Annotated in this window: 20 protein-coding genes; 13 read left to right on the top strand and 7 right to left on the bottom strand. The window is 63.5% G+C overall.

The window, feature by feature from the left end; translation table 11 throughout:
* The first annotated feature begins 301 nt into the window (after positions 1-301).
* Both ACQ651_RS15610 and ACQ651_RS15615 read left to right on the top strand, forming a co-directional pair.
* A complete protein-coding gene (locus tag ACQ651_RS15610) occupies positions 302-1,324 on the top strand; it encodes an aspartate-semialdehyde dehydrogenase (RefSeq protein ID WP_227285717.1) in 1,023 nt (340 codons plus the stop codon).
* A gap of 79 nt (positions 1,325-1,403) precedes the next feature.
* Complete coding sequence (locus ACQ651_RS15615) at positions 1,404-3,047, top strand: mucoidy inhibitor MuiA family protein (protein WP_430449781.1); 1,644 nt, start codon at positions 1,404-1,406, stop codon at positions 3,045-3,047.
* A 14-nt stretch (positions 3,048-3,061) separates the two neighbouring features.
* Here the strand turns inward: ACQ651_RS15615 and ACQ651_RS15620 are convergent, their stop codons facing one another.
* The 4 genes from ACQ651_RS15620 to ACQ651_RS15635 form a co-directional block, all read right to left on the bottom strand.
* Positions 3,062-3,595, bottom strand: a complete 534-nt coding sequence (locus tag ACQ651_RS15620; RefSeq protein WP_227285715.1) for an SRPBCC family protein — start codon at positions 3,593-3,595, stop codon at positions 3,062-3,064.
* A 352-nt stretch (positions 3,596-3,947) separates the two neighbouring features.
* On the bottom strand, positions 3,948-4,259 hold the full coding sequence (locus ACQ651_RS15625; protein ID WP_121897474.1) for a P-II family nitrogen regulator: 312 nt from the start codon (positions 4,257-4,259) through the stop codon (positions 3,948-3,950).
* A 5-nt stretch (positions 4,260-4,264) separates the two neighbouring features.
* Positions 4,265-5,248, bottom strand: coding sequence for a sodium-dependent bicarbonate transport family permease (locus ACQ651_RS15630; protein WP_227285714.1), 984 nt, complete (start codon positions 5,246-5,248; stop codon positions 4,265-4,267).
* Between the two features lie 61 nt (positions 5,249-5,309).
* A complete protein-coding gene (locus ACQ651_RS15635; RefSeq protein ID WP_227285713.1) occupies positions 5,310-5,960 on the bottom strand; it encodes a carbonic anhydrase in 651 nt (216 codons plus the stop codon).
* Positions 5,961-6,099: 139 nt separating this feature from the next.
* Here ACQ651_RS15635 and ACQ651_RS15640 point away from each other — a divergent pair, with 139 nt between their 5' ends.
* From ACQ651_RS15640 to ACQ651_RS15650, 3 genes are read left to right on the top strand one after another with little or no spacing between them, the layout of a single operon-like run.
* The gene (locus ACQ651_RS15640) at positions 6,100-6,483 is read left to right on the top strand and encodes a hypothetical protein (protein WP_227285712.1); all 384 of its coding nucleotides are present in this window, start codon (positions 6,100-6,102) and stop codon (positions 6,481-6,483) included.
* A gap of 58 nt (positions 6,484-6,541) precedes the next feature.
* Entirely contained in the window at positions 6,542-7,927 is a 1,386-nt protein-coding gene (locus ACQ651_RS15645) for a leucyl aminopeptidase family protein (protein WP_430449782.1), read from the top strand.
* Positions 7,928-7,938: 11 nt separating this feature from the next.
* Entirely contained in the window at positions 7,939-8,760 is an 822-nt protein-coding gene (locus ACQ651_RS15650) for an NlpC/P60 family protein (protein WP_430449783.1), read from the top strand.
* 4 nt (positions 8,761-8,764) lie between these two features.
* Here ACQ651_RS15650 and ACQ651_RS15655 read toward each other — a convergent pair whose 3' ends face one another.
* Entirely contained in the window at positions 8,765-9,106 is a 342-nt protein-coding gene (locus ACQ651_RS15655) for a DUF2794 domain-containing protein (protein WP_227285709.1), read from the bottom strand.
* Between the two features lie 105 nt (positions 9,107-9,211).
* The gene (locus tag ACQ651_RS15660; protein ID WP_430449784.1) at positions 9,212-10,081 is read right to left on the bottom strand and encodes a branched-chain amino acid aminotransferase; all 870 of its coding nucleotides are present in this window, start codon (positions 10,079-10,081) and stop codon (positions 9,212-9,214) included.
* 188 nt (positions 10,082-10,269) lie between these two features.
* Here ACQ651_RS15660 and ACQ651_RS15665 point away from each other — a divergent pair, with 188 nt between their 5' ends.
* Genes ACQ651_RS15665 through dxs form a run of 6 tightly spaced genes read left to right on the top strand, consistent with a single transcriptional unit; the run spans position 10,270 to position 15,491 of the window.
* Positions 10,270-10,785, top strand: a complete 516-nt coding sequence (locus ACQ651_RS15665) for a MarR family winged helix-turn-helix transcriptional regulator (protein WP_375552835.1) — start codon at positions 10,270-10,272, stop codon at positions 10,783-10,785.
* Positions 10,782-11,495 (top strand): response regulator, encoded by a 714-nt coding sequence (locus ACQ651_RS15670; RefSeq protein WP_430449785.1) that lies wholly within the window; start codon positions 10,782-10,784, stop codon positions 11,493-11,495. Before ACQ651_RS15665 ends, ACQ651_RS15670 begins: the two co-directional genes overlap by 4 nt.
* On the top strand, positions 11,495-12,430 hold the full coding sequence (locus tag ACQ651_RS15675) for a histone deacetylase family protein (RefSeq protein ID WP_430449786.1): 936 nt from the start codon (positions 11,495-11,497) through the stop codon (positions 12,428-12,430). Before ACQ651_RS15670 ends, ACQ651_RS15675 begins: the two co-directional genes overlap by 1 nt.
* Entirely contained in the window at positions 12,427-12,672 is a 246-nt protein-coding gene (locus ACQ651_RS15680) for an exodeoxyribonuclease VII small subunit (RefSeq protein WP_227285705.1), read from the top strand. Before ACQ651_RS15675 ends, ACQ651_RS15680 begins: the two co-directional genes overlap by 4 nt.
* On the top strand, positions 12,673-13,539 hold the full coding sequence (locus ACQ651_RS15685; RefSeq protein ID WP_430449787.1) for a polyprenyl synthetase family protein: 867 nt from the start codon (positions 12,673-12,675) through the stop codon (positions 13,537-13,539).
* Between the two features lie 26 nt (positions 13,540-13,565).
* Entirely contained in the window at positions 13,566-15,491 is a 1,926-nt protein-coding gene (dxs, locus tag ACQ651_RS15690) for a 1-deoxy-D-xylulose-5-phosphate synthase (protein ID WP_227285704.1), read from the top strand.
* Here dxs and hydA read toward each other — a convergent pair.
* Positions 15,488-16,927 carry a dihydropyrimidinase gene (gene hydA / locus ACQ651_RS15695; protein ID WP_430449788.1) on the bottom strand — a complete coding sequence of 480 codons (1,440 nt, stop codon included), beginning with the start codon at positions 16,925-16,927 and terminating at the stop codon, positions 15,488-15,490. The two genes, dxs and hydA, sit on opposite strands and share 4 nt — an antisense overlap.
* A gap of 123 nt (positions 16,928-17,050) precedes the next feature.
* Here hydA and ACQ651_RS15700 point away from each other — a divergent pair, with 123 nt between their 5' ends.
* Together ACQ651_RS15700 and ACQ651_RS15705 are read left to right on the top strand one after the other, a co-directional pair.
* Positions 17,051-17,713, top strand: a complete 663-nt coding sequence (locus ACQ651_RS15700; RefSeq protein WP_227285702.1) for a GntR family transcriptional regulator — start codon at positions 17,051-17,053, stop codon at positions 17,711-17,713.
* A gap of 121 nt (positions 17,714-17,834) precedes the next feature.
* Positions 17,835-18,245, top strand: a complete 411-nt coding sequence (locus ACQ651_RS15705; protein WP_227285701.1) for a VOC family protein — start codon at positions 17,835-17,837, stop codon at positions 18,243-18,245.
* The last annotated feature ends 68 nt before the right edge of the window (positions 18,246-18,313 follow it).

The following is an 18,313-nucleotide window of genomic DNA, read 5'->3' on the forward strand; positions in this document are numbered from 1 at the left end:
GGCTGGCCCGCGCGATAACATGGGTCGGAGCCGCGGCACTGCGCGGCGTCGAAGGGTGCGATCCGGCGCTAGGACGACACGGGCGTTTCCCGTGCAGACCGGCCAGATCGTCAGACCCTGCGTGATGGGGGCTGTGGAGAGATCTTCATTCTGTCGCGCGGATGCGCGGCTGCTCACGCGGCAGCGCAGAATGCTTGAGAGGCACATGCGGCCTTGCCGTGCATAAGTCAAGGCTCATGGGGCTTTTCCTTTGCGATAGCATCCTTTATGTGCCGCGCATCCAGACCTGAAGGATATGACAATGGGCTATCGAGTCGCCGTCGCCGGCGCCACGGGCAATGTGGGCCGCGAAATGCTGAACATACTGGCCGAGCGCCAGTTCCCCATCGATGAAATCGTGGCGCTGGCGTCGCGCAAGTCGCTTGGAACCCAGTGCAGCTTTGGCGATAAAACCCTGACCACAAAGGATCTGGACACGTTCGATTTCGCCGGATGGGACATCGCGCTCTTTGCCATCGGCAGCGAGGCAACCAAAATCTACGGGCCGCGTGCGGCGAAGGCGGGCTGCGTCGTCATCGATAACTCCTCGCTTTACCGCTATGACGCGGACGTTCCCCTCGTCGTGCCGGAGGTGAACCCCGAGGCCGTGGACGGCTATGCCAGGAAAAACATCATCGCCAATCCGAATTGCTCGACCGCGCAGATGGTGGTGGCGCTGAAGCCGCTGCACGACCGCGCCAGAATCAAGCGTGTCGTCGTGTCGACCTATCAATCGGTTTCCGGCGCCGGCAAGGGTGGCATGGATGAGCTGTGGGACCAGACCAAGGGCATGTATGTACCCGGGCAGGAAAAGGCCCCCGATCAGTTCACCAAGCAGATCGCCTTCAATGTGATCCCGCATATCGACTCGTTTATGGACAGCGGCGAGACACGGGAAGAATGGAAGATGGTCGCCGAGACCAAGAAGATCGTCGACCCCAAGATCAAGGTGACCGCCACCTGCGTGCGCGTGCCTGTTTTCGTCGGCCATTCCGAGGCGATCAACATCGAGTTCGAAGAGTTCCTCGACGAGGATGAAGCGCGCGATATCCTGCGGGAAAGCCCCGGTATCATGGTCATCGACAAGCGCGAGGACGGGGGGTACGTCACACCCGTGGAATGCGTGGGGGACTATGCGACCTTCATCAGCCGCATCCGGCAGGACAGTACCATCGACAACGGTCTGAACCTGTGGTGCGTGTCCGACAATCTGCGCAAGGGTGCAGCGTTGAACGCGGTCCAGATAGCGGAGACGCTCGGCAACCGGATGCTGAAGAAGGGCTGAGCTTTCCGGAACTGGTTATTGTATAACCGGCGCAGTCAGGGGAAGCTTTGCGGGATGATCTTTCCCGGAGGTTTCCCCGATGCGTTGTACCGTTTCCGCTCTTGCCCTGATCGTGGCCACCGCGGCCCATGCGGACGATATCGTGACCCGCGCGGATATCGCCCGGGCGACCGTCTATATCACTTCGGCCGAGATCAGCCGCACCACAACCGTCACCGTACCGGCGGGAACCCATCGGGTGATCGTCGCCTTGCCCGGCGGTTCCGGCGAAGTGCCGCAGGTTTCGACCGAGGCGGATGTGGTTCTGGGCGTACCGAGTGAGGTGTTCGGCGTTCCGGTGGCCGAGGGCGCGCTGGACACCGCCGCACAGGCCCGCGCCCGCGACGCGGTCGATACCGCGCAAGAGGCGGTGCAGATGGCGGAGGACAGAATTGCCCGTGCCGATGCGAATATACGCGGCGCAAATCTGCAGATCGCCTATCTGGAAGCTTTGGCGCGGGGCGGGGAAGACGGGGCGGAGATGCCCGATGACCCGAATGATCTTGCCATCTATCTTGGCGCGATCGGCACAGAAACCGCACGGGTCGCCGAAGACCTGCAAGCCGCACTGGTCGCCCGACGCGACCTGACCGATGATCTTGACGCCCGCCAGACCGATTTGCGCAGTGCCGAGCAGAGGCTGGCCGCGCTGCGGCCTTTCGGAGCAACGGTCGACGGTCTGGCCATCGAGGTTACCGCCGCCTCGGAAACGACACTCGACCTGACGCTGGAGCATTTCGCTCAAGACATTGCCTGGTCCCCTAGCTACGAATGGCATCTCGACAGTGAAACGGGCGCTCTGTCGCTCGACCGGTTCATCTCGCTCGCCGTCGACAGTGGCGAGCTCTGGCAGAATGTGGCGGTTACCTTCTCAACCTCCAACCCGTTCCGGCAAAGAGAACCAAGCGACCTTTACCCACAGCCCGCGCGCATTCATGAGCCGCGCCCCGAACCGACCCTGCGCGGTGCAATGGATATGTCCGAAGCCATGTTGAGTGGCGGTGCCCCCGCCATGGAACCTGTCGTTGTCGCCGATGAAGCCGCCGCGGTCGATTTTCTGGGGCTTGAAGTCAGCTACAGCTACAGCAGCCCGGTTTCCGTGGGTGCGACAGGCCAAACGATCCTGCCCCTCGATGGTCTGACCTTCGAGACGGAACTGACCAATCGCGCCGTGCCGCGGAGCGACATGACCGCCTTTCTGGTCGCGGAGTTCGACAATGACAGCGGCGAGCCGATCCTGCCGGGCGAGGCCCTGTTCTTTCGCGATGGCGGACTGATCGGTAGCGATTGGATCGAGATGACAATACCAGTCGGCGCCTCCGAGGAGCTTGCGTTCGGCCCTGTCGACCATCTGCGCCTGACCTGGCAGGATCTGTCGCTGGACGAAGGCGACCGGGGCATTTTCGTGCAATCGAACACGCAGGAGCGGCGGGTCGGGTTCACCGTCGAGAACACCTCCGACAGCGCCGAAGAAGTCCGCGTACTATACGCCACACCCTTCGCGGAGCAAGAGGATCTGGACGTGGATGTCACGCTCACCCCGCAACCCTCCGCGCGCGATGTCGACGATCTGCGCGGTGTGGTGGCATGGGACATCACCCTCGCCCCCGGGGAGACGCAGGATTTCCGGATGGATGTCAGCTTCGCCTGGCCCGAGGGGCAGGTGTTGAGCTGGCGGCCTTGAGGGCCGCCAGCGGGTTATCCGGCCTCGGCCAGCGCCTTGAGATTGGCCAGACCCGTCTCGTAGTCGCCTCCCACCAGTCCATCCATCGTCAACCCCATCCAGCGACCGATAGGATTGTTCCCCATATCCATGTCGAGGCCCCAGGTGACGGTCGTATCGCCCCCGCTCCCGGCCAGATCGAACCAGGCTTCGGCCGTGCCCATGTCGCCGAAATCCAGCGCCGTCACGACACGTTCATTCTCGACGCTTTCGACGATTTCCTGACGGCCATCGCCGACACTCGGCTCATCGGACCTCCACTCCATCGTGGCGCCGACCCCGGCTTCGGGCCCGCTATGGGTGACCTGAACATTCGGATCAAGCGCCATCCAGGGCGACCATTCCTGTCCCCGTCGAAGGGAATTGACCAACGGAAACACCTCCTCCGGCGGCGCGTCGATCGTGATCTGGCGTTCGACGACGACATTCCGGGGCAACAGATACGCCCCCGCCACAAGCAAAATGACCAGGACGACCAGGCCAATGAACAGATTTCGAACCAGGCGCATGACACAACCTCCCTGCCGTTTCGTGCTGCCAGACTATCATGAAGCGCCCGGAATTGCGCCGCTGGTCATATCCGGCCCGGCGAGCCCCACCAGACAAGCGCGCCATGTGAACACGGCATGTGTGCGATGGACGAGCGGACCGGACTTAGCGCCCGGGCCCGAAATGGCAAAAACAGTGCGGGCTTGCGGGCCATGTCTTCCGCCCCCGGGGCGAGAGCGGTTGGAGTTCCGAAGCCTCATTCCGGGGTGATCGACCTGCGAGCGCCGCTTCGGCGAAGAGATCCCGCCGGTTCCGCAACCCGAACCGCTTACCGCGCCCTGACAGGCCATTCGGACACGGCGGGCACACTACCTAGAACCGCTCGGCCCTCAGGACCTCGCAATCGAGCACGCTGACAACACCGATATGACGATCCACCACGCTGAAGGCTGCATCCAGCAAGTCATCCAGTTTCTCGGGCCGTATAATGCAGACAACGCTGACCATACCGCCCGCGCGGCTGACCTGACCCTCGCGGCTCCACCGACCGGACCGGCCCGAGCCGCCAAGTACGGGCAGGATCGTGAACCCCGTGACGCCCGCTTCGATCAGCGCGTCGGACAACCTGCTTTCCATCACCGATTCGATGGCGATTTCGACCCGTTTCGCTTTGTGGGTTTGCATTGGTGTCAGCCTCCGGTGACAGTGCGGGCAATCGCCAGATATATCGGTATGCCGAGCGTCAGGTTAAACGGGAACGTGACCCCGAGCGAGAGGGTCAGATAGATCGATGGGTTTGCCTCGGGCAAGGCCACGCGCATTGCCGCCGGGACCGCGATATAGGACGCCGAGGCCGATAGGGTCATGAAAAGAAGCACGCCACCGGTCGACAGGCCCAGAAGCACCCCGGCGGCGAGGCCAAACATGCTCCCGATCAACGGCATCATCACCCCGAAAAGGAACAGCGGCGGACGCAGCACGCCACGGGCTTCGCGCAGGCCCCGCCCCGCGACCAGCCCCATATCCAGCAGGAACAGGCACAGCACACCCTGAAACGGCGCGACGATGAAACTCGCGATCAGGTCGAGCCCTTCCTGCCCCGTGATCCAGCCGATCAGGAATGAACCCACCAGCAGAACGATCGAACCGTTCAGCAGGATCTCCCGGATCAGCCCCGGCTCCATGCCGCCCTGTCCGGCGCTACCGAACCGCGCGATCAGCCAGAGCGCCGACAGGATCGCGGGGGCCTCCATCATGGCGGCGACGGCAACCATGTAGCCTTCGCTGTCCAGACCGGCGCTGGTGATGACGGAGCTTGCGGCGACGAAGGTCACGATCGAGATCGACCCGTAATGCCCGGCGACCGCCGCCGCATCGATAACGGACAGCCCGGTCATGACCCGCAGAAGCGCAAAGGCCACAAACGGGATCACAAAGGAGAGGATCGCGCCCGCGATGAGCGACATGATCAGGGTTGCATCCAGCCCATGCGCGGCAACGCTGGCCCCGCCCTTGAACCCGATGGCAAAGAGCAGATAGAGCGACATGCCCTTGGCGACGGCCTCGGGGACGGACAGATCGGACCGCGCGAATGCCGCCGCAAGTCCCAATGCGAAGAACAGGATGATCGGCGAGATCAGGTTATCCGCCGCAAGTGCCAGAATGCCGTCCATGGGGCCGCCTTTGCCAAGCTTCACGCGGGGATAGTCGCTGACTCACGTCAGGTAAAGGGGCCTAGCTCTTGACGAAACGCCTGACGGTCCCGTCGAACACCTCAAGGTCACCATCGGCCAGTTCGGCCCACAGCCCGTGCAGGCTCAACTCGTCCCGATCCACCGCCTCGGCCACGAAGGGGTAGCTCAGAAGGTTTTCCAGCGAGACCTGAATGCCCTCTTTCTCCAGCGCGGTCTGGCGCAATGCGGGGTCTTCGATGTCGCCGATCCGCTCATACCCCACACGCAGAACATCGAGCCAGCGACCGATGAAGCTTTCCTTCTGCTCCAGCTCGGGCGCGGCGCCGGAACACATGTCGATGCAGCCCCTGACGCCCCCGCAATTGGAGTGCCCCAGAACCAGAATGTGCTCCACCTTGAGCACCTTCACCGCGAACTCCACCGCTGCCGCTGTACCGTGGTGCTCGCCGTCGGGCGTGTAGGGCGGCACAAGATTGGCGATGTTGCGATGCACGAAGATTTCGCCGATCTGCTGGCCGAAAACCGATGTGACCGCGACGCGGCTGTCGCAACAGGCGATGGCCATTGCGCGCGGATGCTGACCCTCTTGCGCCAGCCGCTGAAACCAGTCGCGATTTTCGACAAATGTGGTTTCTTTCCAGCCCTTGTAACGGCTCATCAGGTAGGATGGCAGGGTTTTGACGCGGTGCATGTCTCGACTTTCCTTTGGGCGCTACGCAACTAATGCGCATTCAGTGCAATTTCGAGATGTTTTTCCGCCGCGCCTCAATCGTTTCTTCAGAAGCTCGGGCCAGTTTGCCCGTGCCGTGGGGGCAGAAGTGGAGTGAGCAATGGAGCGATCCGTAACGATTTTGCGGGTGGAGGAGCCTGCCCGGTTCAATCCGGATCGGCTGGAAAAACTATGTGCCGAACTGGGTGAGGTGCAGGCGGAATCCGAGGTGGCGAATGCCCTTGGAGAGATCGGGGTTCTGCTGGAAAGAATCGCAGCGGTCGGGGACCGGCATGGCATCGCGCAACTGGCGGGCTTTCTGGGCAAGCTGATATCGGCTTCCGACAAGATCGGCATGGCAACGCTGGCGCGCGTGGCCCGCGATGTCGAGGCAAGCTACGCCCGTGGAGACGCGGTCGCACTTGCCGCGACGCTGGCGCGGCTGCAACGGGTCGGTGAACGGTCGATCCTTGCCGTCTGGGATCTGGAGGATCTGTCGGGCTGATGGGGCTTGCAGCGCAAATCGGGCGCGCTAGGGTGGCGCAACACAAGGAAACTGCCCGATGTCCGCCCGATTTGCCGAAGACAGCGCCGAAGCGATCCCGCTCCATCTGCTTGCACCCGATGATGTTCCCGATAGGCTCCCGTCCCTGACCGACGCTCAGCGCGCATGGGTCACGCATCTGGGCTTTTCGGGAAAAGCGGGCGAGGCCGTCAGTCTCGCCGATGCGGAGGGTGGGCCGGCAATGGCCCTTGTCGGTCTTGGCTCAGCGCGGGACCGGGCCCGCGAACGGTTCGCGACGGGGGCAGCTATTGCGGGCCTCCCGAAAGGCATCTACCGCATCGCCGCCCCGCCCGACGGCGCCGCCGGTCACGAAATCGCCCTTGGGTATCTGCTGGCCGGCTACCGGTTTGACAGATACCGGACGCAGCCGGGGCCGGAGGCGGCGCTGGTGGCCCCGGACGGCTGTGATGCCAACCGGCTGGAACAGATCGCCGCGGCGGAGTTTCTGACGCGCGACCTGATCAACACGCCCGCCGAGGACATGGGCCCCGATGCGTTGGAGGCCGCACTGCGCGGGCTTGCCGGGCGCTACGGGGGCGAGGTGAACTCCACCGAGGACGCGGCGCTGATCGCGGCCAATCTGCCGCTGATCCATACGGTCGGCCGCGCCGCCGCGCGCCCCCCGAGACTGCTGGACATGATCTGGGGCGAGAGCGGCCCGGCCCTGACCCTGGTGGGCAAGGGCGTGTGTTTCGACACCGGCGGGCTGAACCTGAAGCCAAGCGCCTCCATGGGCCTGATGAAGAAGGATATGGGCGGGGCCGCCACGGTGCTGGGCCTGGCGCGGATGATCATGGCTGCCGGCATGCCTCTGCGCCTGCGGGTTCTGATCCCGGCGGTTGAAAACGCCGTTGCGGGGAATGCGTTCCGGCCCGGCGACATCCTGACCGCGCGGAACGGGCTGACCGTCGAGATCAACAACACCGATGCCGAAGGTCGGCTCGTGCTGGCCGATGCTCTCGCACTGGCCAGCGAAACACCCCCCGATCTGCTGGTTTCGATGGCGACGCTGACCGGGGCGGCCCGGGTTGCCGTAGGCCCGGACCTTGCGCCGTTCTACACCGATGACGAGGCCCTGGCCGCGGCGCTGGCGACAGCCGCGGGGGAGGTGGCGGATCCGGTCTGGCGGATGCCGTTCCACGAACCCTACGAAACCATGATCGAACCGGGCATCGCCGATCTGGACAATGCGCCGAAAGGTGGCTTTGCGGGCTCGATCACGGCCGCGTTGTTCCTGCGCCGCTTCGTGGCCGACACCGCGCGCTATGCTCATTTCGACATCTATGGCTGGCAGCCCAGCGCAGCTCCGGCGCGGCCCAAGGGCGGCGTCGGCCAGGGCGCGCGCTGCCTGTTCGAGGCCTTGCCGAAGGTGCTGGGCCTATGAATGACCCGCGAATGACCCCGAGCAACGGGCGCGTCGCCCATGTCTCTCTTCAGGGGAAGATCGACGCCAAGAAATTCGTGCAGGGCCGCTGGACCATGGTGCAGCAACCGATGGCCAATATCACCGACCAGCCCAACGGGAACCGCATCAGCCAACTGGTTTTCGGAGAGCGGTTTCTGGTGCTGGAGGCGAAGGACGGCGCGGCGTTCGGCCAGTGTGAGCGGGATGGCTATGTGGGCTACATGGTTGCGGGCGCGCTGACCGAACCGGAGGACCCGACCCATTGGGTCGTCGCACCGGCCACGCATCTCTACCCCAAGGCGGATTTCAAGGCGCCACCGGATGTTTCGGTGTTTTTCGGCTCCCGGGTCCGGGTGCGTGCGGAGCGCGAGAGGTTCCTGCGCATTCACACCGGTCATTTCATTCCCAGATCGCATCTGCAGCCCATCACGGCCCGGTTCGGCGACATGGTGGGCGTTGCCGATCTGTTTCTTGGCACACCGTATCTGTGGGGCGGGACAAGCCGTTGGGGCATCGATTGCTCCGGCCTGGTGCAGACGGCGCTTTTGGCATGTGGCGTGGCCTGCCCCCGCGACAGCGACCAGCAGCAGGAAGCCCTTGGCCGCGAGTTGCAATATGGCGAGCCGCTGCAAAGGGGCGATCTGGTCTTCTGGAAAGGACATGTCGGGATCATGGCGAATGAGCGGATGCTGCTGCACGCCAATGCCCATCACATGGCCGTGGCCTATGAACCGCTGAAAGACGCCGCCGCGAGGATCGAGGCCGCAGGCGATGGCACGATCACGGCACGCCGCAGGGTCGGGATCGGCTGAAAGCTCACTCCACGGCGCGGATCAGCTTGCGTTCCAGAACGCGCAGGACGGCTTTCAGATCGTGGCCGCGTTTCAGAATGCGGCCGTCCATGCCGATCACCGAATACTGCCCCTGCCGGGCCGCCAGTTTGGGGCGTTTTTCGATCCGGTAGATCGGGTGTTCGGCACTGCGCCGGAAAATCGAGAACACGGCAACGTCGCTCAGGAGCGAAATGCCGTAATCCCGCCACTCGCCTGCCGCCACCATCCGGCCATAGATGGCAAGGATCGCGGCAAGCTCCTTGCGATCAAATGCAACCTTTTCAGGAATACGCTCGGGGTTTCTGGGCTGGATCTGGACGACCATTTTTCAAATCTGGCGCGGGTCGCGGCGTAAATCAAGCGCGGCCCACCCGTGATGTATGAAAGGGGGACATCTACTCCCCTTTTCTTGAGGACCGGACAGCGCAACCTACTCCCGCACTTTCGCCTCATAGGCCTCCGCGATATCCCGGGTCAGCGCGCCGACCTCGAAGTTATAGTCCCCGATCCGGCCCACAGGCGTGACCTCCGCCGCCGTGCCGGTCAGCCAGCACTGCTCGAAGCCTTCCAACTCCTCGGGCATGATATGGCGCTCATGCACCTTGATCTGGCGCTCTTTCAACATGCCAATCACCGTTTGCCGGGTGATGCCGTTCAGGAAGCAGTCGGGGTCGGGCGTGTGCACTTCGCCATCCTTGACGAAAAAGATGTTCGCGCCCGTCGCCTCGGCCACGTAGCCCCGGTAATCGAACATCATCGCGTCGGAGCATCCTTTCGCCTCGGCGGCGTGTTTCGACATGGTGCAGATCATGTAGAGGCCCGCCGCCTTGGCATGAGACGGGATCGTTTCGGGCGAAGGGCGTTTCCATTTGGAGATGTCCAGCTTTGCGCCCTTCATCTTGGCATCGCCATAATAGGCGCCCCATTCCCAGGCCGCGATCGCCAGCCGCACCGGATTTCGCGCGGAAGCGACGCCCATATCCTCGCCCGAACCACGCCAGGCCACGGCCCGGACATAGGCATCGGTCAACCCGTTTGCCTTCATCACCTCGTATTTCGCGGCCTCGATCTCATCGACGGTCCAGGGGATCTCCACATCGATGTAACGCCCCGAAGCCAGCAGACGTTCGGAATGCTTCCGGCTTTCGAAGATCTTGCCGTTATAGGCCCGCTCTCCTTCGAAGACGGCCGAAGCATAATGCATCGCGTGGGTCAGAATGTGCACATTGGCATCGCGCCACGGCACCAATGCACCGTCCATCCAGATCGTGCCATCGCGGTCATCATAGGTTCCGCTCATGTTTCCCGTCCTTCATCATCTTACGGCGCCGAGGGGTTGCCGTTTACGTTTGTTGCGCAAAATATGACCGAAACGGACATAAAATTGCGCAAAACCGCGCAACCGCTACCAATTGATTCTTGGAAAGTCAACAAGGCTGACATAAACTGTGGCAAAGCCCCGATCGGGCCGAAGGAAGGGACATGATGATGGCGGATCGCGGAACGGCCAATGCGTTGGTCAGCGGGGAAAGCCTGCTTTTCCTGACCGACGAGCAGTTGCGCCGCGGGATCGAGGCGATGTTTTTCGCCTATCGCGGGTTCACGGCAGACCCGGATCGGATCTTGCAGAACTACGCCTATGGCCGCGCCCATCATCGGGCGATCCACTTCATCAACCGCAGTCCGGGCACGACGGTCAACAATCTTCTGGATATTCTCGGGGTTACCAAGCAGTCGCTGAACCGGGTCCTGCGCGCACTGGTCGATGACGGGCTGGTGGAAAGCCGGGTCGGCACCCGGGACAAACGGGAGCGGCATCTGTTTCTGACCGATGCAGGCATTGCGCTGGAACGTGAGTTGTCGGATGCGCAGCGAAGCCGCATGCGGGCCGCCTATCGCGCCGCCGGCCCCGAGGCCGTAGCCGGGTTTCGTACCGTTCTGGAGCAGATGATGGACCCCGACATGCGCCGCCACTATCAAACGACGACCGAGAGCGCATCATGAACGAGACCGTCGCCCATCTGCTGATTGTCGATGATGACGAGCGCATTCGCGGATTGCTGCAGAAATTCCTGATCCGTCATGGCTTCATGACCAGCGTGGCCCGTGACGCGGCCCATGCGCGGCGGCTTCTGTCCGGGCTGGAGTTCGATCTGATCGTGCTGGATGTGATGATGCCCGGCGAAGACGGGCTGGACCTGACCCGTGCGCTTCGCGAAACGCTGAGCACGCCGATCCTGCTGCTGACCGCCAAGGGGGAGGCCAGTGAACGGATCAACGGGCTGGAAGCCGGCGCGGACGATTATCTGCCCAAGCCGTTCGAACCGAAGGAGCTGCTTCTGCGGATAAATGCGATCCTGCGCCGCCTGCCTGCCATGACCGAGCCGCAGGACGCCCCGAAGGTTCTGCATCTCGGCAGCATCCGCTATGATCTGGAACGCGGCGAGATGTGGCAGGGTCAGGACAGTATCCGCCTGACGGCGACCGAAGCCGCGCTGATGCGGATCTTTTCGGCCTGTCCGCATGAGCCGGTCAGCCGGGCGCAACTGGTCGAGGATCTGGGCCGGGACAAGGGGGCGGGCGCCGAACAGGCGCAGGAACGCGCGGTCGACGTTCAGATCACGCGGCTCAGACGCAAGATCGAAGCCGATCCGAAGCAACCCCGCTATCTGCAGACCGTGCGCGGGGCGGGCTACATGCTGGTGCCCGACTGATGCCGACACTTCTGGTCGAAAACCGCGCCGGGCTCGCCCATGAGATGCCCGCCGGACATCCGGAACAGATTGCGCGCCTGCAGGCAGTGCTGGACGTGCTTGCCGGACCGGAATTTGCCGGGCTGATCCGCGCCGAAGCGCCGATGGCCGGCGAGGGCGATCTGCTGCTGGTCCATCCCGCGGAACATATCGCCCCGATCCGGGACGCGATCCCGGATCGGGGGCTCGCGGCACTTGACCCCGACACCTCGGTCTCGCCAGGCTCCTGGGAGGCGGCGCTGAAAGGTGTCGGCGGCTGTCTCCATGCCGTCGATCAGGTGCTGTCGGGCGAGGCAACGAACGCCTTTGTCGCCAGCCGCCCGCCCGGTCATCACGCGGAACGCATCCGGCCCATGGGCTTTTGCCTGTTCGGCAACATCGCGATCGCCGCGAAGCACGCATTGGAGAGGCATGGCCTGTCCCGTGTTGCGGTGGTGGATTTTGACGTGCATCACGGCAACGGCACACAGGATCTGCTGTGGGATGAGCCACGCGCCTTCTTCGTCTCCTCCCACCAGATGCCGCTTTATCCCGGCACGGGCGCGCCTTCGGAACGGGGCGGGTCGAACAACATCCTCAACCTGCCGCTTGGCCCCGGAACCGGCGGCGCGGAAATGCGGCGGATCGTGGAAACCCGGATGCTGCCACGACTGGCGGAGATCGCACCCGACCTGCTGCTCATCTCCGCCGGCTTTGACGCTCACAGGGCGGACCCGCTGGCCAATCTGAACTGGGATACCGAGGATTTCGCCTGGATCACACGAACGCTCTGCGCCTTCGCCGGGGCGCATTGCGGCGGGCGCGTGGTCTCGACTTTGGAAGGCGGCTATGATCTGGATGCACTCGCGGCCTCGGTCGCGACCCACGTGACGGTGTTGATGGAGCAAGACGGATGAGCGCGCAGAAACCGATTGAGGACATGAGCTTCGAAGAGGCCATTCGCGAGCTTGAAACCGTCGTGACGGCGCTTGATCGCGGAGATGTGGCGCTGGAGGAATCCATTGGGCTTTACGAACGGGGCGCTGCTCTCAAGGCAAGATGCGAGGCCAAGCTGAAAGAAGCCGAGGAGAAGGTTGCGCAGATCACGCTGGATGCGACGGGCCAGGCAACGGGAACGACGCCTGCCGACGGCGCGTAAGTGTTTCAGAACGCGCTTGGCGAGGCGCAATCCGTTATCGGGCAGTTTCTGGAAGACCGGATGGCGCGACTTGCGCCCGGCACGATATCCGACGCGATGCGCTATGCAACGACGGGCGGAAAACGGCTGCGCGGGTTTCTGGCATTGGAGGCCGCACGGCTCTTCGATGTGCCTTTTGCGCAATCGGTTCATGCGGCCGGCGCCGTGGAATGCCTGCACGCCTATTCGCTGGTCCATGACGATCTGCCCTGCATGGACGACGATGACCTGCGCCGGGGCCAGCCCACAATCCATGTGAAGTGGGATGAGGCCACCGCGGTTCTTGTGGGCGATGCATTGCAAAGCTTCGCCTTCGAGCTCTTGTCCGATCGCGGCGCAGGCGATGCGGCCCAAAGGATAGCCCTTGTGGCCGGTCTGGCGCGTGCTTCTGGCGCTGACGGTATGGTGCTGGGACAGGCCCAGGATATCGCGGCGGAAGCTACCGGTCGCGCGTTGGGTATCGACGAGATTACAGAGTTGCAGGCCAACAAGACCGGCGCCCTGATCGCATGGCCGGCGGAAGCGGGCGCCATTCTGGGGCGCGCAGACCCGGTGCCGCTGCGGCGATACGCTCATGCCATCGGCCTTGCTTTCCAGATCGCCGATGACATCTTGGACATCGAGGGCGATGTCGCGAAGGCAGGCAAGAGGCTTCAGAAAGATGCCGCCGCCGGAAAGGCTACATTCGTATCGCTGCTGGGTCTGGACGGAGCGAAGGCACGCGCCGCCGATTTGGTGGACGAGGCGGAAGCCGCGCTGACACCCTATGGCGACCGGGCCCGGACCTTGAAGGCGCTGGCCCGCTATATTATCGCCCGCGACAGGTGAATGCGCCCCTGAAGGGAGGCCAGACGATGACCAGCCAACCCCACACCCCGCTGCTCGACCGGGTCAGGAGCCCTGCCGATCTTAAGCGCATGTCCGATGCGGAGCTTCGCGCGCTTGCCGATGAACTGCGCGCGGAAACCATCGCGTCGGTCAGCAAGACAGGCGGGCACCTCGGTGCAGGGCTTGGCGTGGTGGAAATGACGGTTGCCATCCACGCCGTGTTCGATACTCCAAGGGACCGGCTGATCTGGGATGTGAGCCACCAGTGCTACCCGCACAAGATCCTGACCGGGCGCCGCGACCGGATGCCGACCCTGCGCCAGAAAGACGGGATCAGCGGGTTCACCAAACGCAGTGAAAGCCCCTACGATCCCTTTGGCGCGGCCCATTCCTCCACCAGCATTTCCGCCGCTCTCGGTTTTGCCGTGGCCCGCGATCTGGGGGGCGCGCCCGAGCATGGGCTGGGCGACGCGATTGCGGTGATCGGCGATGGCGCGCTCAGCGCCGGCATGGCCTATGAAGCGATGAACAATGCGGGCCATCTGGGCAAACGCCTGATCGTCATCCTGAACGACAACGAGATGAGCATCGCACCGCCCACGGGCGCCATGTCTTCCTATCTCTCGCGGCTCTATGCGGGCGCCCCGTTTCAGGAGTTGAAAGCCGCGGCCAAGGGGGCCGTTTCCCTGCTGCCGGAGCCCTTTCAGGAAGGTGCCCGCCGGGCCAAGGAACTGCTGAAAGCCGCCACGGTCGGCGGCACCTTGTTCGAGGAACTCGGCTTTTCCTATGTCGGGCCGATCGACGGGCACGATATGGAACAGCTTCTCGCCGTTCTCAGAACCGTCAAGGTCCGGGCCGACGGGCCGATCCTGATCCATGCGATCACCAAGAAGGGCAAGGGATACGTCCATGCCGAGAGCAAGCCCGACGGCGGCCACGCCACCGCGAAATTCGACGTGCTCACCGGAGAGCAGAAAAAGGCTCCCTCCAACGCGCCCTCCTATACCAAGGTTTTTGCGCAGGCCCTGATCCGCGAGGCGGAGGATGATCCGCTGATCACCGCCGTGACGGCCGCGATGCCCGATGGCACCGGCCTCAATCTTTTTGCCGAGCGGTTTCCGACCCGGTGTTTCGACGTGGGCATCGCGGAGCAGCACGCGGTGACATTCAGTGCCGGCATGGCGGCCGGGGGCCTGAAACCCTTCTGCGCGCTCTACTCCACCTTCCTGCAGCGCGGGTATGATCAGGTTGTCCACGATGTGGCGATCCAGCGCCTGCCCGTTCGGTTCGCGATTGACCGCGCGGGCCTCGTTGGCGCGGACGGGGCAACGCATGCGGGCAGTTTCGATATCGCCTATCTGGCAAATCTGCCGGGCTTCGTGGTGATGGCCGCGGCGGATGAAGCGGAACTGGTCCATATGGTCGCCACCGCACGGGCAATCGACGACCGGCCATCGGCCTTCCGCTTTCCCCGGGGCGAAGGTGTCGGCGTCGAAATGCCGGAACGCGGGACCGTACTGGAGATCGGCAAGGGCCGCATCGTGGCGGAAGGCTCCCGGGTTGCGATCCTGTCCTTCGGGACGCGACTGAAGGAAGTGCAGGACGCCGCCGAAGCGCTGAGTGCCAACGGGATCACCCCGACTATCGCGGACGCCCGTTTCGCCAAGCCGCTGGACGAGGATCTGATCCTGCAACTTGCCCGCCATCACGAGGCGCTGATCACCATCGAGGAAGGCGCCATTGGCGGTTTCGGATCGCATGTCGCACAGCTTCTGGCCGAAAACGGGATGTTCGACAGCGGACTCAGATATCGCTCCATGGTGCTGCCGGATATCTTCATCGATCAGGCCAATCCGCGGGACATGTATGCCGTGGCCGCGATGAATGCCGAGGACATCGTGGCGAAGGTGCTGCGCACGCTGGATATCGGCGTGATCGGAAAACGCGCCTAGGACGGCAGGGTTGCCGCGGGATCGGGCAGAGGCCGCATCGACGCGCTGATCTCCATCGGCAGGCGCCGCCCCCGGCCCGGCTTGCCCAGCATGTGGCCCCGATCTACAACGATCTCTCCGCGCGAGATGACGGTTTCGGGCCAGCCTTTGACCACCCGGCCGGCATAAGGGTTGTAGCCGGTGTTGTCGTGCAGATCATCCGCGCCAAAGGTGACGGCCCTTTCAGGATCCCACAGCACGATATCCGCGTCCGCGCCGGGCGCGATCCTGCCCTTGTCGGGCAGACCGTAGATATCGGCCGGATTAGTCGCGGTTAGCGCCACGAAGCGTTCGGCCCCGAGCCGGCCCTGCGACACCATCGCGTCGAACAGGAGCGGCAAGCGGGTTTCCAGCCCCGGCATACCATTAGCGATCTTGTTGAACGGCGCATCGTGGCCATGGGCAAACTTGCCGGTGTCATCCAGCCGATAAGGGGCATGATCGGAGGAGACCACCTGCAGATCCCCCCGTTCCAATGCCTGCCACAAAGCCTCCTGATCCTCAAGTTCCCGCTGCGGCGGGCTGCACATCAGGCCAGCGGCCTCATTGCCCGGAAGATCAAGCTGATCCGCCGTCATGAAGAGGTAATGAGGGCAGGTTTCGGCCAGCGCGGGCACGCCGCGCGTGCGGGCGGCCCGAACAATCTCCACACCCTCGGCGCAGGAGATATGGAACAGCATGACGGGCTGGCCTGTCACCTCGGAAAAGATGCACATCCGGTTCAGCGCCTCGATCTCGGCGGCACGGGGGTGGGAGGCGGGATGGAACCGCGCGCCCGTTTTCCCGGCTTCGATCAGACGCCGGGTCATCCAGCGGATCAGCCCGTCATTCTCGGAGTGGATATTGACCAGACCGCCATGGGAGCGCGCGCACCACAACACATCCAGAATATCCTCGTCGCCCATGCGCACCTTGTCATAGACCGTGAAAAGCTTGATCGAGCGGTGACCCTGAGCAAGAAGTGCAGGCAGATCATCCGTCAGGTTCCCGCCGGAGAGATCCGATACGATGATATGGAACGCGTGATCGCAGATCGCGCCTTTGGCGGCCAGCGCCTGATAATCCTCCACCACGGCTGAAAGCTTTTGCCCCGGGTGCTGCGCCGCAAAGGAAATCGTGGTCGTGGTGCCGCCCATCAGGGCGGACCGCGTCGCCGTTTCGAAGCTGTCGGCATTCATCAGCCCGGCACCGGAAAGCTGTTCGATATGGCAATGGCTGTCGACGCCGCCCGGCATGACCAGTCGCCCGGTGGCGTCGATCTCCACCGGGGCATGTCCGACCTGCTGGCCGACCGCCACGACTTTCCCGCGCTGAACAGCGATATCCGCGCGCTCCGTCCGCTCGGTTGTTACCACTGTTCCGTTGCGGATTATCATGTCATGAGACTGTGTCGCCATGCGTTTGCCACCTGCTCAGAGTTGCCCAGTTCGGTACACTTACGGTATACGCAGACAAAGCCGGAGGGCAAGTTGCCGCGAAAGCGGTCCTGTCGGGCCCTCGTGGCGGGAGGTGAGAAGATCATGAGTATCAATCAGGCGCAATCCGGGGCGAAAACGCTGAGCGCGGCCGTGCATGACCGGCTGAAGGGGATGATCCTGGGCGGGGATCTTCCGGCCGGCACCCGGCTTCAGGAGAAAGCATTCGCCGAGCGGCTTGGCGTGTCGCGGACGCCCGTGCGCGAAGCGATTGCCAGACTGGTGAGCGAAGGTCTTGTCAGCCGCGTGAATGGCGGCGCGCCTACGGTCAGCAATATCTCGATCACCGACATCATGGAGCTTCTGCATGTCCGACGGCTGCTGGAATGCGAGGCGGCGCGCCAGGCGGCCGGCGTCAACGGGCCGCCGGAGCCATTCATCTCCTTGCGCAAAAGGGTGACGGACTTCCTTGGCCCGCAACGCCCGACACCCACGGAGCATGCCGCGCTGGACGATGAACTTCACGCGCTTATCGCAAAACGCGCCGGGTCCGGCCTTCTGCATGAGTTGATCGTCGGACTGAAGCTGAAGACCCGGATGTTCGACAACGGATCGATCCCGGAACGGTTCGAGCCGGGCTGCCGGGAGCATATCGAGGTCATCGATGCGATCCTGGCGCAAGATCCGGACCGCGCCGACAGGGCGATGCGGCTTCATCTGGAAAATGTCCGGTCGGCGATCCTGGCACATGTAAACCGTCTTTTCTGACGGCATCCCGCCTTTTCGATGAGCAGATCCACCTGATCGGCGGGCTAATCCCGCCATCTCCGTTGACAGGATATACTTTTGGTATACCGTCGGTATGGAATCACGGAGAAGAGGGCCGCGCGTGAGCAGTTCAATCGATACCACCCCGGCAAGGGCAAGACCGGGCGGAGAGGTCGAGCTTGCGATCACCTTCCTTTACTACCGCGATCTGCCCGCAGCGATGGACTTCTACGAAACGGTTCTGGGACTGGAACTGGCCATCGATCAGGGCTGGTCGAAGATCTACCGGATTGCCGGGCAGGCCCATGTGGGGCTGGTTGACGAAACCCGCGGCATGCAGCGCGCATCGGAACAGAAACCCGTGCAGATCTGTCTGCGCGTGGCGGATGTCGACGCCTGGTATGACTGGATCCAGAATAACGAGGCCAAGGGTCTGACCCGGATGTTCGAAAGCACGGAACTTGGCATCCGCGCCTTCGCCTTCAACGATCCCGAAGGCTACCAGATCGAGATCCAATCGGTGCTGGCATAGGCGCCGGCATCGCAACGAGACAAGGGCGGCAAAACGCTCCGGCAGAACGCCATCAACAAGGAGACAGC

Origin of the sequence: Rhodophyticola sp. (genome assembly GCF_965284195.1) — a bacterium.
GTDB lineage: Bacteria > Pseudomonadota > Alphaproteobacteria > Rhodobacterales > Rhodobacteraceae > Rhodophyticola.

Excerpts from the sequence above, each read along its gene's own strand:
- ACQ651_RS15660 (WP_430449784.1), bottom strand. The coding sequence starts at position 10,081 with ATGAGCGGAACCTATGATGACCGCGATGGCACGATCTGGATGGACGGT.
- ACQ651_RS15620 (WP_227285715.1), bottom strand. The coding sequence starts at position 3,595 with ATGCGCCTGGTTCGAAATCTGTTCATTGGCCTGGTCGTCCTGGTCATT.
- ACQ651_RS15700 (WP_227285702.1), top strand. The coding sequence starts at position 17,051 with ATGAGTATCAATCAGGCGCAATCCGGGGCGAAAACGCTGAGCGCGGCC.
- ACQ651_RS15645 (WP_430449782.1), top strand. The coding sequence starts at position 6,542 with ATGTCCGCCCGATTTGCCGAAGACAGCGCCGAAGCGATCCCGCTCCAT.
- ACQ651_RS15630 (WP_227285714.1), bottom strand. The coding sequence starts at position 5,248 with ATGGACGGCATTCTGGCACTTGCGGCGGATAACCTGATCTCGCCGATC.
- ACQ651_RS15615 (WP_430449781.1), top strand. The coding sequence starts at position 1,404 with ATGCGTTGTACCGTTTCCGCTCTTGCCCTGATCGTGGCCACCGCGGCC.
- ACQ651_RS15610 (WP_227285717.1), top strand. The coding sequence starts at position 302 with ATGGGCTATCGAGTCGCCGTCGCCGGCGCCACGGGCAATGTGGGCCGC.
- hydA (WP_430449788.1), bottom strand. The coding sequence starts at position 16,927 with ATGGCGACACAGTCTCATGACATGATAATCCGCAACGGAACAGTGGTA.
- ACQ651_RS15625 (WP_121897474.1), bottom strand. The coding sequence starts at position 4,259 with ATGCAAACCCACAAAGCGAAACGGGTCGAAATCGCCATCGAATCGGTG.
- ACQ651_RS15665 (WP_375552835.1), top strand. The coding sequence starts at position 10,270 with ATGGCGGATCGCGGAACGGCCAATGCGTTGGTCAGCGGGGAAAGCCTG.
- ACQ651_RS15675 (WP_430449786.1), top strand. The coding sequence starts at position 11,495 with ATGCCGACACTTCTGGTCGAAAACCGCGCCGGGCTCGCCCATGAGATG.
- ACQ651_RS15650 (WP_430449783.1), top strand. The coding sequence starts at position 7,939 with ATGACCCCGAGCAACGGGCGCGTCGCCCATGTCTCTCTTCAGGGGAAG.
- dxs (WP_227285704.1), top strand. The coding sequence starts at position 13,566 with ATGACCAGCCAACCCCACACCCCGCTGCTCGACCGGGTCAGGAGCCCT.
- ACQ651_RS15640 (WP_227285712.1), top strand. The coding sequence starts at position 6,100 with ATGGAGCGATCCGTAACGATTTTGCGGGTGGAGGAGCCTGCCCGGTTC.
- ACQ651_RS15635 (WP_227285713.1), bottom strand. The coding sequence starts at position 5,960 with ATGCACCGCGTCAAAACCCTGCCATCCTACCTGATGAGCCGTTACAAG.
- ACQ651_RS15655 (WP_227285709.1), bottom strand. The coding sequence starts at position 9,106 with ATGGTCGTCCAGATCCAGCCCAGAAACCCCGAGCGTATTCCTGAAAAG.
- ACQ651_RS15680 (WP_227285705.1), top strand. The coding sequence starts at position 12,427 with ATGAGCGCGCAGAAACCGATTGAGGACATGAGCTTCGAAGAGGCCATT.
- ACQ651_RS15670 (WP_430449785.1), top strand. The coding sequence starts at position 10,782 with ATGAACGAGACCGTCGCCCATCTGCTGATTGTCGATGATGACGAGCGC.